This window comes from Clostridium disporicum (assembly GCF_001405015.1).
Taxonomy (GTDB): Bacteria; Bacillota; Clostridia; order Clostridiales; family Clostridiaceae; genus Clostridium; species Clostridium disporicum_B.
Genome location: NZ_CYZX01000006.1, coordinates 1 through 13,219, shown reverse-complemented (window position 1 = coordinate 13,219; position 13,219 = coordinate 1). Strand labels below are relative to the sequence as shown.

At 29.2% G+C, this 13,219-nt stretch carries 13 protein-coding genes; 4 read left to right on the top strand and 9 right to left on the bottom strand.

The window, feature by feature from the left end; translation table 11 throughout:
* Nucleotides 1-228: 228 nt before the first annotated feature.
* Nucleotides 229-1,563, bottom strand: coding sequence for an LCP family protein (locus ARA56_RS05025; protein WP_231073272.1), 1,335 nt, complete (start codon nt 1,561-1,563; stop codon nt 229-231).
* Nucleotides 1,564-1,802: 239 nt separating this feature from the next.
* Nucleotides 1,803-4,394: an ABC transporter ATP-binding protein/permease gene (locus ARA56_RS05020; protein ID WP_055264567.1), complete on the bottom strand. Its 2,592-nt coding sequence runs from the start codon at nt 4,392-4,394 to the stop codon at nt 1,803-1,805.
* Between the two features lie 210 nt (nt 4,395-4,604).
* Here ARA56_RS05020 and ARA56_RS05015 point away from each other — a divergent pair, with 210 nt between their 5' ends.
* Together ARA56_RS05015 and ARA56_RS05010 are read left to right on the top strand one after the other, a co-directional pair.
* Nucleotides 4,605-5,285 carry a response regulator transcription factor gene (locus tag ARA56_RS05015; RefSeq protein WP_055264566.1) on the top strand — a complete coding sequence of 227 codons (681 nt, stop codon included), beginning with the start codon at nt 4,605-4,607 and terminating at the stop codon, nt 5,283-5,285.
* Nucleotides 5,272-6,324, top strand: coding sequence for a sensor histidine kinase (locus ARA56_RS05010; protein WP_055264565.1), 1,053 nt, complete (start codon nt 5,272-5,274; stop codon nt 6,322-6,324). The genes ARA56_RS05015 and ARA56_RS05010 overlap by 14 nt, the downstream gene beginning before the upstream one ends.
* An 18-nt stretch (nt 6,325-6,342) precedes the next feature.
* Here ARA56_RS05010 and ARA56_RS05005 read toward each other — a convergent pair whose 3' ends face one another.
* Nucleotides 6,343-7,131, bottom strand: a complete 789-nt coding sequence (locus ARA56_RS05005) for a potassium channel family protein (protein WP_055264564.1) — start codon at nt 7,129-7,131, stop codon at nt 6,343-6,345.
* A 192-nt stretch (nt 7,132-7,323) separates the two neighbouring features.
* On the opposite strand from ARA56_RS05005, the gene ARA56_RS05000 reads away from it, so the two are divergent.
* Together ARA56_RS05000 and ARA56_RS04995 are read left to right on the top strand one after the other, a co-directional pair.
* Nucleotides 7,324-8,697: an MATE family efflux transporter gene (locus ARA56_RS05000; RefSeq protein WP_084758963.1), complete on the top strand. Its 1,374-nt coding sequence runs from the start codon at nt 7,324-7,326 to the stop codon at nt 8,695-8,697.
* Between the two features lie 18 nt (nt 8,698-8,715).
* Nucleotides 8,716-8,994: a metal-sensing transcriptional repressor gene (locus ARA56_RS04995; RefSeq protein WP_055264563.1), complete on the top strand. Its 279-nt coding sequence runs from the start codon at nt 8,716-8,718 to the stop codon at nt 8,992-8,994.
* A 56-nt stretch (nt 8,995-9,050) separates the two neighbouring features.
* On the opposite strand, the gene ARA56_RS04990 is transcribed toward ARA56_RS04995, so the two are convergent.
* From ARA56_RS04990 to ARA56_RS04965, 6 genes are all read right to left on the bottom strand, one after another.
* Nucleotides 9,051-9,293 (bottom strand): hypothetical protein, encoded by a 243-nt coding sequence (locus tag ARA56_RS04990; RefSeq protein WP_055264562.1) that lies wholly within the window; start codon nt 9,291-9,293, stop codon nt 9,051-9,053.
* A gap of 188 nt (nt 9,294-9,481) precedes the next feature.
* Nucleotides 9,482-9,634, bottom strand: coding sequence for a zinc-ribbon domain-containing protein (locus ARA56_RS04985; RefSeq protein WP_055264561.1), 153 nt, complete (start codon nt 9,632-9,634; stop codon nt 9,482-9,484).
* A 559-nt stretch (nt 9,635-10,193) separates the two neighbouring features.
* Nucleotides 10,194-11,072, bottom strand: coding sequence for an aminoglycoside 6-adenylyltransferase (locus ARA56_RS04980; RefSeq protein WP_055264560.1), 879 nt, complete (start codon nt 11,070-11,072; stop codon nt 10,194-10,196).
* Nucleotides 11,073-11,184: 112 nt separating this feature from the next.
* Nucleotides 11,185-11,763, bottom strand: coding sequence for a helix-turn-helix domain-containing protein (locus ARA56_RS04975; RefSeq protein ID WP_055264559.1), 579 nt, complete (start codon nt 11,761-11,763; stop codon nt 11,185-11,187).
* 177 nt (nt 11,764-11,940) lie between these two features.
* A complete protein-coding gene (locus ARA56_RS04970; protein ID WP_055264558.1) occupies nt 11,941-12,468 on the bottom strand; it encodes a putative immunity protein in 528 nt (175 codons plus the stop codon).
* A 99-nt stretch (nt 12,469-12,567) separates the two neighbouring features.
* Nucleotides 12,568-12,933: a hypothetical protein gene (locus ARA56_RS04965; protein WP_055264557.1), complete on the bottom strand. Its 366-nt coding sequence runs from the start codon at nt 12,931-12,933 to the stop codon at nt 12,568-12,570.
* Between the last annotated feature and the right edge of the window lie 286 nt (nt 12,934-13,219).

Below are 13,219 nucleotides of genomic sequence, written 5' to 3'. Positions count from 1 at the left end.
TACTATTTTTAAAATTGCATAATATTAGGTTTTATTGTTAATATATTAGGAAATTACAGAATAAAAGTGCGAATCACTTTGGTGAAAAGTTTGACTTCGTCAAAAGTGAAAAGTATAATTTTTTTCATACTTTTTCTATAATCACAGATAATGACGAATAATAAAAAAACAGATTAGCTTTTCTACATCAGCTAATCTGTCTCTATATTATCTATCATATTATTTTTCTTATGGAGCTTCCCCTTCAGGTGACATTTGATTATTATCAAAATTGTCACTATTGCCTAAATCTTCTCCTTGATTACTTCCATCATCAGTTATTGTTCCATCTCCTGTATTACTTTCATTAACTGGAGGTACAATATCTTCAGAAGGTTCTTCAGGATGTATTACCTCTTCTTCAATAGGTTCATATATCTCTGGTGTATAATAATCTTCCTCATAGTAATATTCTTCGTAATAATAACTTTCATCATAACTACTTCCAAATCCATCATATTCAAAATAAATACTTGGATCTTTTTCTGTAGATCTATTAAGTATAAAATCTGGCAAATAATCATTAAATATAAAATCATTTAATATTTCTGCATTCTCATATCTGTCCATACTTATAACCCAACCTATACCATCAATCTTAACATCTTCTGAGAGTTCAGGAACTGGTATACTTAACTGTTCTGTAACTAGACTAGGGAATTTAAATACAGTATATGCTAAGTCAAGACACTCATAAAGATCTATATTTGTTCTAAGATAATCTAGCATCTTAGTTGCTATACCAAGATACTTAATAGGCTTAGTCTTCTGTAATTTTTCAGCAACTTTAAAAAGGACTTCTCTTTGTCTTTCTGTTCTTTCGTAGTCATCTCCAACACCTTTTCTTATTCTTGCATAAGATAAAGCTTGTTTACCATTGAGCGTTTGAAGTCCAGGCTCTTCTACAGGACAATCATTTCCTCCTGTTGCTTCACCAATATACTTATTTAATTCATTCAATTGATATTCCTGAACATCAATTTCTATTCCACCTATTTGATCTATAATAGCCTCAAATCCTACAAAATTTATCATTACATATTTTTCTATATTAATATCATAATTATATTTTATAGTCTCCATTACTAATTCAGGTCCACCTAAAGAAAATGATGCATTCATCTTATTTTCTCCATAACCTGGTATATATACTAACGCATCTCTATACAGTGAGGTTAACTTAATCTTTTTATTATTACTATCCAATGTTGCTATTATCATTGAATCAGATCTTTGATCCGCTGCATCAAAATCTATTCCATCAACACCTAATAATAAAACATTGGTAATACCTTCAACTGTCCTATATTCAACTGTTTCCTCGCTTTCAGTATTTTGAGTAACAGTAGGTTTTTCAATCTGCTTAGTAGGCCTATATATCTTACTTCTCACGTAAAAATATCCCGAAGCTATAAATACTATTAATAATAATAGTACTGAAAAAGCGCTTATTATAATCTTCTTTTTCTTACTTAACTTTCTTTTCTTTCTTCTATTACTATCCTTTGTTTCTTGTGAATCCAACTTACCCCACACCTCCATACTTCATATACCTTCCATTTTATACTAACTTCATATAAATAAACAATAAGTTTTTTAAAATTTCAAAATTAATTTACATAAGGGAATAAGTTATTCTACCACCTCATAAAAAAAGAGCTTCTGTAGACAAAATAAATTTTTAGTAAACCGAAAAAACATTTGCCTATACAAAATAAATAAAAGCCTACGACATGAATCTTATATCTGCCGTAGGCTTTCTTCTACTCTGTTCTTAAAGCTTCTACCGGATCTTTCTTAGATGCCACTTTTGCTGGTATTAATCCTGCTATAACAGTTAATAACATGCTTATAGCAATTAATATAATAGCACCTGCTACTGGAAGTTTTGATACTCCTGAAATGCCTGATACTGCCTTTATTATAGCATTTATAGGAATATTTAATAATATCGTTACTATTATTCCTATTGCACCTGCTCCAAATCCAACTATTACTGTTTCTGCATTAAATACTCTTGAAATATCCTTCTTAGATGCACCGATACTTCTAAGAATACCTATTTCCTTAGTTCTTTCAAGAACTGAGATATAAGTAATAATACCTATCATAATTGATGATACAACTAAAGAAATTGCTACGAATGCAATAAGTACATAGCTTATTATATCTATTATTGAAGTTACTGAAGACATCATAAGTCCTACCATATCATTATAAGTAACAACGTACTCTTCTTCACCTGCATCTGTTTTTTCATTATTATATGCTGTAATTATATCTTCAATAGATTCTTTTGCTTCAAAGTCTTTAGCATAAATATTTATAGTTGAAGGATTATCTAAATCAACACATCCTAATAAAGATAGGTTTCCTTCATATGTTGCATCAGTTGCTTCTGCTTGCTGTTTCATAAGAGCTTGTAGTTCTTCTTGTGAAAGTGATGCTAAATAAGCCTTCTCTTCATCAGTTAAGGTAGACATATCTATAGCTGTCATATCATTATCTTCGCCATCTTCTACTACAAAAGCTTTTCCTGTAAATACATCTGTATCTGGATTTTCTTTTTGCTCTTTTACTATCTCGCTGTCATTTATACTATTAATAACATATTCAGTTAAGTCACTTGTATAACCTACTGCTGAGCTTATAGAAGTTGCTACTGCCTCTTCTGATGGTCTTACTATACCAACAACCTTTAACTCGAGGGCATCTTCAACAAGCTTTTTCATATAAACTGCATTTTCACTTTTATCTACCCAAGTGTTACCCTCTTTTTCATAGTAATCTGTATTTAAAACAAGCTTATAAGTTAAATTTAATAACTCATCAAAAGTATAGCTTACTACTTCTTGATTTTCTTCAACCTCTTCACCAGCCTGTATCTTTTTCATCTTAGCTTCTAATTCAGAAGAATCTAATAAGCCTATAGAATAAAGATTTACGTCACTGATTTCATTATTTTTATCTACTACTAATATTATTTCATCATAATTTTCTGGCCATTTTCCTGCAACCACATCATATTGTGATTCTAAAAGAGTCTGATTTCCTAAAAGTTCTGTCCATACATTAAAGCTTGATGCCATAGGCATTTGAGATGCTCCACCACCAAAGCCAAGCTTATCATAAACAGTTGTTGGACTAACCTCAACAATACCATTAGATGTATCAGATTTATAAATATGAAGGTCTAAATCATATCCATACTGAATGACATTAGCATACTCGTCTATATTAGAATTTCCATTCTCTAAATACTCTCTAAATGATTTTAAATCATTTTTAGTAACTTGAGCACTCATAGACTCCATCATTCCACTCATTATATTATTGGAATAAACCTTGCCTTCTTCACGCTCTTCATCAGCTTTATTCTTATTCATCATACTTTCCATCATGCTACTCATATCTACAGTCTGACTTTCTATAGATATTGGGTAAGATGAAAGTGTATCTTCCTGAACCTTATTTATATAGTCCTTAACTCCGCTTGATAGTGATAATATTAAAGCTATACCTATAATACCAATACTTCCTGCAAAAGCAGTTAAAATAGTTCTTCCTTTTTTAGTCTTCAAGTTATTTAAACTTAAAGATAATGCAGTTCCAAATGACATTGAAGTTTTCTTTGCTTCTCTTTCACTTTTTTCTGTAGAAATTTTAATTTCTTCATCACTGCATGGGTTTGTGTCATCAATTATATTACCATCTCTAACTCTTACTATTCTGTTTGCATATTCTTCAGCAAGCTCAGGGTTATGAGTAACCATTATTATAAGCCTGTCCTTAGATATCTCCTTTAACAGTTCCATAATTTGAACGCTTGTTTCAGAGTCTAATGCTCCTGTAGGCTCGTCTGCTAATAATATATCTGGGTCATTTATAAGTGCTCTTGCTATAGCAACTCTCTGCATCTGTCCACCAGACATTTGGCTTGGCTTCTTGTGTAACTGCTTTCCAAGTCCTACTTTTTCAAGAGCTTCCTTTGCTCTCTGTCTTCTTTCTGTTTTAGAAACACCTGATAAAGTAAGTGCTAATTCAACATTAGATAATACAGTTTGGTGTGGAATTAAGTTATAGCTTTGAAATACAAAACCTATTGAGTGATTTCTATAAGTATCCCAATCCCTATCATTAAATTTCTTTGTAGACTTTCCATTAATTATTAAATCACCTTTATCATATTGATCAAGACCACCAATAATATTAAGCATAGTTGTTTTACCTGAACCACTTTGTCCTAAGATAGCAACAAATTCACTTTTTCTGAAATTTAAGCTTACACCATCTAAGGCGGTCTGCGTTAAATCTCCAGTTTTATAAACCTTATAAATGTTCTTTAACTGCAACATATATTACTACTCCTCCTGCTATTGTTCTTTCAATAAGCTTATATTAAGCCTCCAAAATAAACTGAAAATAAACTAATTTAACTTTTTTTGTTATTCTTAAGTATTATTTACCACTTTTTTATACTCTTATTCTGTTTATCCTCGATTTATTTTTTTATGGTATAATTTTATAGTTATTATAAAATTGAGAAATATTCTTAGGAGGATTTTATGTTTCATATATTAATTGTTGAAGATGATAAAAATACAAGAAAGCTTATGGATGCTATTATTTCCAATGATGGTTATAAAACTTATACTGCTGAAAATGGCAGAGAAGCTCTTGAGGTTTTTGATAAAGAACATATCGATTTAGTAGTTTTAGACATTATGATGCCAGAGATGGATGGATACGAACTTACTGATACATTACGTTCATGTAACAATAATATTCCGATACTTATGGTATCAGCTAAACAGCTTCCTGAAGATAAAAAGAAAGGCTTCTTAGTTGGAACTGATGATTATATGACCAAGCCTATTGATGAAGAAGAAATGCTACTTAGAATTAAAGCTCTCTTAAGACGTTCAATGATAATAAATGAGAGAAAGCTTAGAGTTGGCAATGTAGTTTTAGATTATGATACCCTTACAGTAAGCCGTAATGATGATATTAAAATATTGCCTAAAAAGGAATTTCAATTATTATATAAGCTGCTTTCTTATCCAAATAAAATTTTCACTAGACTTCAGCTTATGGATGAAATATGGGGCTTAGAATCAGAAACCTGTGCAAATACATTAAATGTACATATAAATAGACTTCGTAAAAAATTTGAAGACTATCCTGAATTTGAGCTTGTTGCTGTAAGAGGATTAGGATATAAGGCGGTAAAGCATGAAGAGAAATAAAAAACACTGTAATAAGAGATTTAACGGGCTTACTATCCTGCTGACAGGCGTAGTTTTTATAATAATAGTAAGCACTATGTGTATAGTTGCGTTGATTGGAAGCTTTTTATATAATAATCAACTATTTAGAGAACCTCAACATCCACCATTTCTTCGTATTTTATTATTTATAGCGCTTTTAAGTACAATAATAGGGTGTACATTAACATTAATATTTGGAGAAATTCCATTAAAGCCAATAAATAAATTGATTGATGCCACTGAAGAATTATCTAATGGAAACTTTGATGTAAGAATTAACTTTGATTATCCTAAAGTTTTGAATAATCTCTCTATAAGCTTTAATAATATGGCCTCGGAGCTTGGAAGTGCTAAAATATTAAGAAATGACTTTGTAAATAATTTTTCTCATGAATTTAAAACACCAATAGTATCTCTTAGAGGCTTTGCAAAGCTTCTTAAAAACGATAATCTTCCAAAAGAAGTTCGTGATGAATATTTAGATATAATAATAAGTGAATCAGATAGGCTTGCAACTCTTGCTACTAATATATTAAACCTATCAAATATTGAAAATACAAATATAATATCTGATCAGCATGACTTTGACCTAGCTGAACAAATAAGACATTCAATACTTATGCTTGAATCAAAATGGTCAGATAAAAATATTAATATGAATATAGATTTAGATGAAACTAGTTACTATGGAAATGAAGAACTTCTAAAGCAGGTATGGGTTAACTTAATTGATAATGCTATAAAATTTACTCCAAACAATGGCGATGTAAAAATTGAATTAATGTCTTTTGAAGATAGTGTTATCTTTAAAGTTAAAGACACAGGTATAGGCATGACTCAAGATGTAAAAGCTCATATTTTCGATAAATTTTATCAAGGTGATACATCCCATACAACTGAAGGCAACGGCTTAGGTTTGACTATGGTAAAGAAAATAGTAGAGCTTCATAATGGTAATATAGATGTAAAAAGTCATCCAAACAAAGGTACAATAATAAAAGTCGTACTTCCAATTTAAATAAAGTGTGAGCATATCTCACACTTTATCACCATCATTCTCTTCCTTCAAGGACAATAATACCTTTGTAATAATTTCAAGCTCTCCCCTAGAAAGATTATCAAAATCATCTAATCTTTCTTTAATCTCTTCAATAGCTTCATATTTGTAATCGCCTTTATTTCTCTCTCTATCTTTTCTTAAAAAATATGTAGATATAGTTCCTGTCAATACACCCATAAAAGTTACTCCTGTAATCATAAGAATAACTGCTACTATCCTTCCTAAATCTGAAGTAGGGGCAATATCCCCATATCCTACAGTAGTTGTAGTTACAAAGCTCCACCAAAGAGCATCCTTAAATCTTATATTTTCAAAGATAGATATAAATGCTGCACAAGAAAAAATCAAAGTAATAGTTATTAAAAGTACATAATTAAAATAATTAGTCCTAAGAACAACTCTTACTTTTTTGACAATATTATTTATAAAGACCGTTGCCTTTAAAGCCTTAAGCGCCTTTAAAAATTCAGTAACTCTTAAAAATCTAAATATTCTAAGAGCCATAAATAATGAATTAAAAGGTATTATGGTTATCAAATCTATCTTATTATTTTTAATAAAACTCCACTTATTTTCACTTTTTATTAATCTTGTAAAATAATCTAAAAGAAAAAGTATATATATTCCGTTGTCTATGATTGTTATAATCCTATCCATCTCACTAGATAACGTCATAGTTAATTGTATTATAGTTATAGTTACAACTACTAAAGCTAAAATCATCATAAAGAGTTCATATAAAAACCTCTGTGATTTTGTCTCCATAATATCAGCTCCTCTATTGTAAGTATATCCAAATAAAAAAGTGTAAATCAAAAGTTATTCTCTTCTTCCAATTTGTATCATTTTCCTTGATATTCCATAAGTTGTATTATAAAATCAAATTATCCCCCCTAGGGGGTTATTTTTCAATTTCAATATCCCCCTATAAGGGATTTTAAAAAGAGAGGCTATACTATGATTGAATTAAATCCAAGGAAAATATTATATAAACCATCATATCTGAATGAAATAAAATCCATATTAATTCTAGCTATACCAGTTATAATAGAAAATATACTTCAAGTGCTCCTTGGTACTACTGATACCTTGTTTGCCGGTAAGCTTCATCCTAATGCTATAGCTGGAATAGGAGCTACTAACCTGATAAATAATATTTATATTGCCTTCTTTACAGCTATAGGTGTTGGAACTACCGCAATAGTTTCAAGAAATATAGGATTAAAAAATAAAGAAAAAGCAATTGAAACTGTTAAACAAGCTATTATCCTTACTACAGGAATTAGTTTAATTATAGGGCTTATAAGCTTCTTATTTGCTAAACCTATTTTAATAACCTTAGGAGCAACTTCCGATATCCTTGAATATGCATTGCCATATTTTATAGTTGTGGCAGTTCCATGTATATTTTTAAGTCTATCATTAATATTATCAAGTTCACTAAGGGCAGCTGGTAATACTAAAACACCTATGATAGCATCAATAGTAGCCAATGTTATAAATATTATTTTGAATTATATTTTAATTTTTGGGATATTTGATTTTAAAGGACTAGGAATAATTGGAGCTGGATTAGCAACAACTATATCTCGTGTGATAACAGTTAGTATACTTCTATTTAGTCTTTGTAAAGGTAAAACGACTTTAAAATTAAAGCTATTTGATAAATGGATCATTGATAAAGGTTTAATACTATCAATAAGTAAAATTGGTGTTCCTGCAGGAATTGAAAAACTAATAATGAGATTTGGACAACTTGCCTATGGTTCATTAATTATATCACTAGGAACTTCTTCATATGTAGCACATAATATAGCTGGAACTATTGAAAGTTATTCATACCTTCCAGCTATGGGGTTTGGAGTTGCTGCAACTACTTTAATAGGAAGTCAATTAGGTGCTGATAATCCTAAATTTGCTAAGAGATATGGTCTTTTATGTAACCTTCTTTCAACTATAGTAATGATCATAATAGGCAGTATATTTTTTATAGCAGCTCCTTCATTAGCAAAAATGTTTACTGACGATTTGGAAGTTCAAAACTTAGTTGTAACAGTATTAAGAATAATCGCCATATTTCAACCATTTTTATCTATTACATTAGTAATTAGCAGTGCACTTCAAGGAGCTGGTGACACTAAATTACCTATGTACTCAACATTAATAGGTATATGGGGAATAAGAGTATTATTTGGATATATATTTGCCGTTAAATTTAATTTAGGATTAGTTGGTATATGGTTAGCATATTCCCTTGATATAGTAGTTCGAAGTATAATACTATTAAGTAGATTTTTAAAAGGAAAGTGGGATGAAATTAAAATTTCCTAAAATGAAAGGAGTTGCAATATGAATACTCATGACCACAAGCATCCAAATCAAAAACAAATAATAAATAGAATGTCCAGAATAATAGGTCATACTGAAGCTATAAAAAGAATGTGTATTGAAGAAAAAGATTGCACTGAAATATTAATTCAAATAGCAGCAGTTAAATCCGCATTAAATAATGTAGGAAAGATATTATTACAAGACCATATAAATCATTGTATAATTGATGCTGCTAAAAATGATGATGAAGAAGCTATTGAAAAATTAAATACTGCAATAGATAGATTTCTTAAATAAAAAACAAATAATACCTCAGTGGTTTTAAAATATAATCCACTGAGGTATTTCATATCTTACTTTATTTTAAACTTTCCATCTACGTTTATTACTCTTACGCCTAAAGCACTCATTAACTTTTCCATGCTCTTTACTTGATTTACATATTTGATATTATTCTTAGCTACTAACTTCCCTACCATCTCTTTTATAGCTATTTTATCTTCTCCAGTTAAAAATAACGCTCTTTTTATATAAGCTTTATTAATATAAGTTATAGTAGTCCATATCTGTTCATCAGTTATATTGTTTATGTTCATAAAAACTCTTGTAAAGCTCTTCTGAACTTATTTCATTAATTTCATTTATGTTTAATTCCATTTATCAACCTGATTCTTAAAGGAATTATATAATAATTTCTAATTCATGTCATTTTTCTTATACTTTTAATCACTTTATATAAATAAAAAAGGTTGTAGTTTAAACTACAACCTATAATAATCTAAAATTATCTTCTATTTTGTTCTTTTTTAGCTCTTCTACAAGATATACATCTTGTTGGCTCATTTGTAAATCCTTTTTCTTTGTAGAATTCTTGTTCTCCTACTGAAAATACGAATTCACTTCCACAATCTCTACATTTTAATGTTTTATCTGTCATAAATATTCCTCCTAAAATTAAAGATTCTAAATTGATATAATAATCTCTAATCTCCGAGAAACTATTTACCTAAATGAAACTTTTTTGTTAGCAACTTTGCTACTCATTTATAATAACATAGTACTCATTCAGTTGCAACCTTTTTTATTTATTTTTTATAAATATTTTAAATTCAAACAATATTTTCCATAAAATAGTGCATTTGCGTTTATTTTTCTATATTTATTTACTATCATTTCCTATATTGGCTTAATTTAATAAAATAATTAATCTACGTAATTTATCCTTCATACCCTCAACTTCATTTAACATTTTCTTTGAAGGTATAAGTTCAATAACTTATTTACTTTATTCTTATAGTTTCTTAAATAAACCTGCATTGTTTATGTTCAACATAACAAAAATACTCACATAAAAAATAGCCCCCAAGTAATACAACTTAAGATTTTCAAATTTATTTTATAAGTTTAATTGAACTTTCCTACGTATGATGTGCTTCATTCTAAAAAATATGTAGAAATTATAAAGATTTAAAATTCACTATAAGTATTGATTAAAGTTAAAATAAGTTTATTTCAATAGCATCCTTTGGTAATTGTCGTACATGCTCTAAAAACGCTCTAGCATTTCTTCCTTCTAAAGAATTATATTCATATCCTAATTCCTTACCTACAAAAATTGCAGTCTCTTTAAATAAATCGCACATTCTCATTACACTGTCCCAAGCCTCTTCAATATTTCCACCAAAATACGTTGCAAGATATGATTCCCAGTCACTTTTATCCAACCACTTATACATATACTTTGCTGATTTTCCAACACTAACTGAAAAATCTGTAATAATACCAACCTTCCAAGAAAGCATCTTCTCTAATTCTTTTCTTACAATAAGATTAGCCATGTCCTGTACATATGGAATCTCTTGCCTCCATAATCCTTTAGCAATATTATTTGAACACCACCAAAATTCATTACATGTAGCAATGTATTCTTCTTCAGTTGGCTTTTTTACATAATAGTCTTCATCAGTAGCTTCAGGAATTTGTGGCAAAATATTATCCTTATCCAACAATATCTTACATAGCTTATCACTTAAAATATTTTCTCTAGCACTTTCGATGGTTTCCACGTGTAAATCAATTCTATTTCCATCATCAAACTGCATAAGCCAGCCATAGGATTTTTCCTTATCACTAGGATAATACGGAGATTCATCTGGGTATTGCATATACAGTATTTCCCCAAAATTTTTAATCCAATTTTTATCTTCAATAAAACCCCTAGTTTCATCTACTACATATACAATATCATAATCTTGAAAAATATCTCTTGGAACATTTTTATTAGTTCTAGAACCATTCATATATACAGCGTGTATTCTCTCATCTTTTTCAGCAACACTTAATAGTAGCTCATACATCTCTTTTTCATTACGCATTTATAATCCCCCAATAAATTCTCATTTAATTGCTAGTATCATCACCGATTAAACTTTCATTTACCTAAACTAATTGGTAATTTATACATATAATTATATGTTTCTTTATTTATTATATAAATAATATATATCTCATGATAACTGCTACTAATATCGTCAATAAACCTGCACCTATTGCTAATAAAAATTTCTGATATGGTCTTTTCCCATACTCCTGATTCTTTTCAAGCTCATTCATATCCTTTCCTTCAAAAAAGGCAAGAATTTCTCGATATGTTTGGATATTAAAATTCTTTTTATACTTTTCAACTCGGATTGCATAATATATTGCACCTATTGCAATCAACCCCCAAATTCCAGCTCCAACATATCCCATGAATCGTAGAAGTGGAACAGGTAATAAAATAGTACTCAATAACAATATACTAAATATATTACTATCATGTTTAAATCCATCAATGTCTTCTGTTTTAATTTTTTCTTTCATTTCTTCAAGGTCTCCTTTAATTAATATGTCAAGAGAGACATTAAAAAGAGAGCTTAGTAATAATAAACTTTTCACATCAGGATAGCTCTTATTATTTTCCCAATTTGATATAGTTTGACGAGATACAAATATCTTTTCAGCTAACTCATCCTGTGAAAGCTTCATTTCTGATCTATATTTTTTTATTTGTTTTCCAATCTCCATACAATGTCCTCCTGCACTATTAATCTATAACCTTAAATGAATTTTCACCATCAAAAGTGTTTGATATTACCTATTTTTCGCATGTCAAAAGTATTTGACACCCTGTAAATGCCTAGTTTTCCTATTATTTAAGATAATTATCATTATATTTATTGTATCATGTAATTCTTCTATAATTTAGCATTTCCAATTTATCTTAGCTGGATTAGGCTCATCCTTTATAGAAATTTTACGCAAATCCTCTTCCATCTTTTTGCACTCTCTTGCTGCAATTTCATCATAAACTTCTATATTCTCACTTGTTCCAATAGATGAATATGCTATGGCCGCAGAACCATAAAACGCAAGTCCTAATGAACTTGTTATAGTATTAATTGTTGTCGTTGTTGCTCCAATTGCTCTTGCCGCAGCCTGTGCAGCTGGATTCCCCTCTACCTCTCTAGCAGCTATTTGAACTTCTTTGATAATTTTCTTTGCTTCTGCTAATTTTATATTTCTTTCTAACCATTCATCAACTGCATTCAATGCATTTTTCAACCTATAATCTTCAGGATAATCCTTTTCATAAATAGGTAAAATATGCTCCCTTGCATATTTATTACACCATTTTACAATTGTATTTTTGCTTTGTGTTTCTATTAATCTCATAAGAGAAATAATATATGGTGAATCAGCTTTGCCTAACATTTTTCGTACTTTACTCATAATAACTCCTTTTTTTATATACTTTTGTATTTAACTCTGCTCTATAACTTATACTTTATTTAACTTAGTTAAACTCTTAATCTCATCTTTAAACTGAAATTACTCTCTTTTAATAATTTCATTTGTTATTAATGCTCTTGCAATATACATTGCTTCTATAAGTGGTGAAAATTTCTTAAACTGGGTACTTCCTTCATCATACTTACTTTGAGCCTTCTCTGTTTTATTAATAATTGAAATCACCGGTGGTAATGCTTTTTCTAAATCATCTACGATATATTCCTTTATGCTTCCGTCATTTTCTATTAAGCATTTAGAGATTTTCAATGCTTTAATTCTATTTCTCAAAAGGGAGAACTGCGACGTACCTTCTCTAAATTTTGGTTGTATCTTTTCACATGTACTGATTGTTGAAGATATAATTTTTAATGCATTCTCTAGCTCTTCTTGTGAATAACTTTTCATATAATACTCCTTTTTAGGCTTCTATTTATCAACCTTATTCTTAAAGAAATTATATAATAATTTCTAATTCATGTCATTTTTCTTATGCTTTAATAACTTTATATAATCAAAAAAGGGGCTGTATCAAAAAAAAATTGATATTTGCCGATAAAGAAAAGGAAGTTCGAATTTGAACTTCCTTTTTTGCGCATAGTAATAATATGAAAAACTTCACAAAAAATGTGATTCCTATGCAACAAATAGGATTTGCATTACAGGTTCCTTTTATACCAAGTGAAGATGATTC

What these genes read in the sequence shown, in the direction of transcription:
- ARA56_RS05020 (WP_055264567.1), bottom strand. Translation starts at nt 4,394, where the DNA reads ATGTTGCAGTTAAAGAACATTTATAAGGTTTATAAAACTGGAGATTTA.
- ARA56_RS05015 (WP_055264566.1), top strand. Translation starts at nt 4,605, where the DNA reads ATGTTTCATATATTAATTGTTGAAGATGATAAAAATACAAGAAAGCTT.
- ARA56_RS05010 (WP_055264565.1), top strand. Translation starts at nt 5,272, where the DNA reads ATGAAGAGAAATAAAAAACACTGTAATAAGAGATTTAACGGGCTTACT.
- ARA56_RS05005 (WP_055264564.1), bottom strand. Translation starts at nt 7,131, where the DNA reads ATGGAGACAAAATCACAGAGGTTTTTATATGAACTCTTTATGATGATT.
- ARA56_RS05000 (WP_084758963.1), top strand. Translation starts at nt 7,324, where the DNA reads ATGATTGAATTAAATCCAAGGAAAATATTATATAAACCATCATATCTG.
- ARA56_RS04995 (WP_055264563.1), top strand. Translation starts at nt 8,716, where the DNA reads ATGAATACTCATGACCACAAGCATCCAAATCAAAAACAAATAATAAAT.
- ARA56_RS04990 (WP_055264562.1), bottom strand. Translation starts at nt 9,293, where the DNA reads ATGAACATAAACAATATAACTGATGAACAGATATGGACTACTATAACT.
- ARA56_RS04985 (WP_055264561.1), bottom strand. Translation starts at nt 9,634, where the DNA reads ATGACAGATAAAACATTAAAATGTAGAGATTGTGGAAGTGAATTCGTA.
- ARA56_RS04980 (WP_055264560.1), bottom strand. Translation starts at nt 11,072, where the DNA reads ATGCGTAATGAAAAAGAGATGTATGAGCTACTATTAAGTGTTGCTGAA.
- ARA56_RS04975 (WP_055264559.1), bottom strand. Translation starts at nt 11,763, where the DNA reads ATGGAGATTGGAAAACAAATAAAAAAATATAGATCAGAAATGAAGCTT.
- ARA56_RS04970 (WP_055264558.1), bottom strand. Translation starts at nt 12,468, where the DNA reads ATGAGTAAAGTACGAAAAATGTTAGGCAAAGCTGATTCACCATATATT.
- ARA56_RS04965 (WP_055264557.1), bottom strand. Translation starts at nt 12,933, where the DNA reads ATGAAAAGTTATTCACAAGAAGAGCTAGAGAATGCATTAAAAATTATA.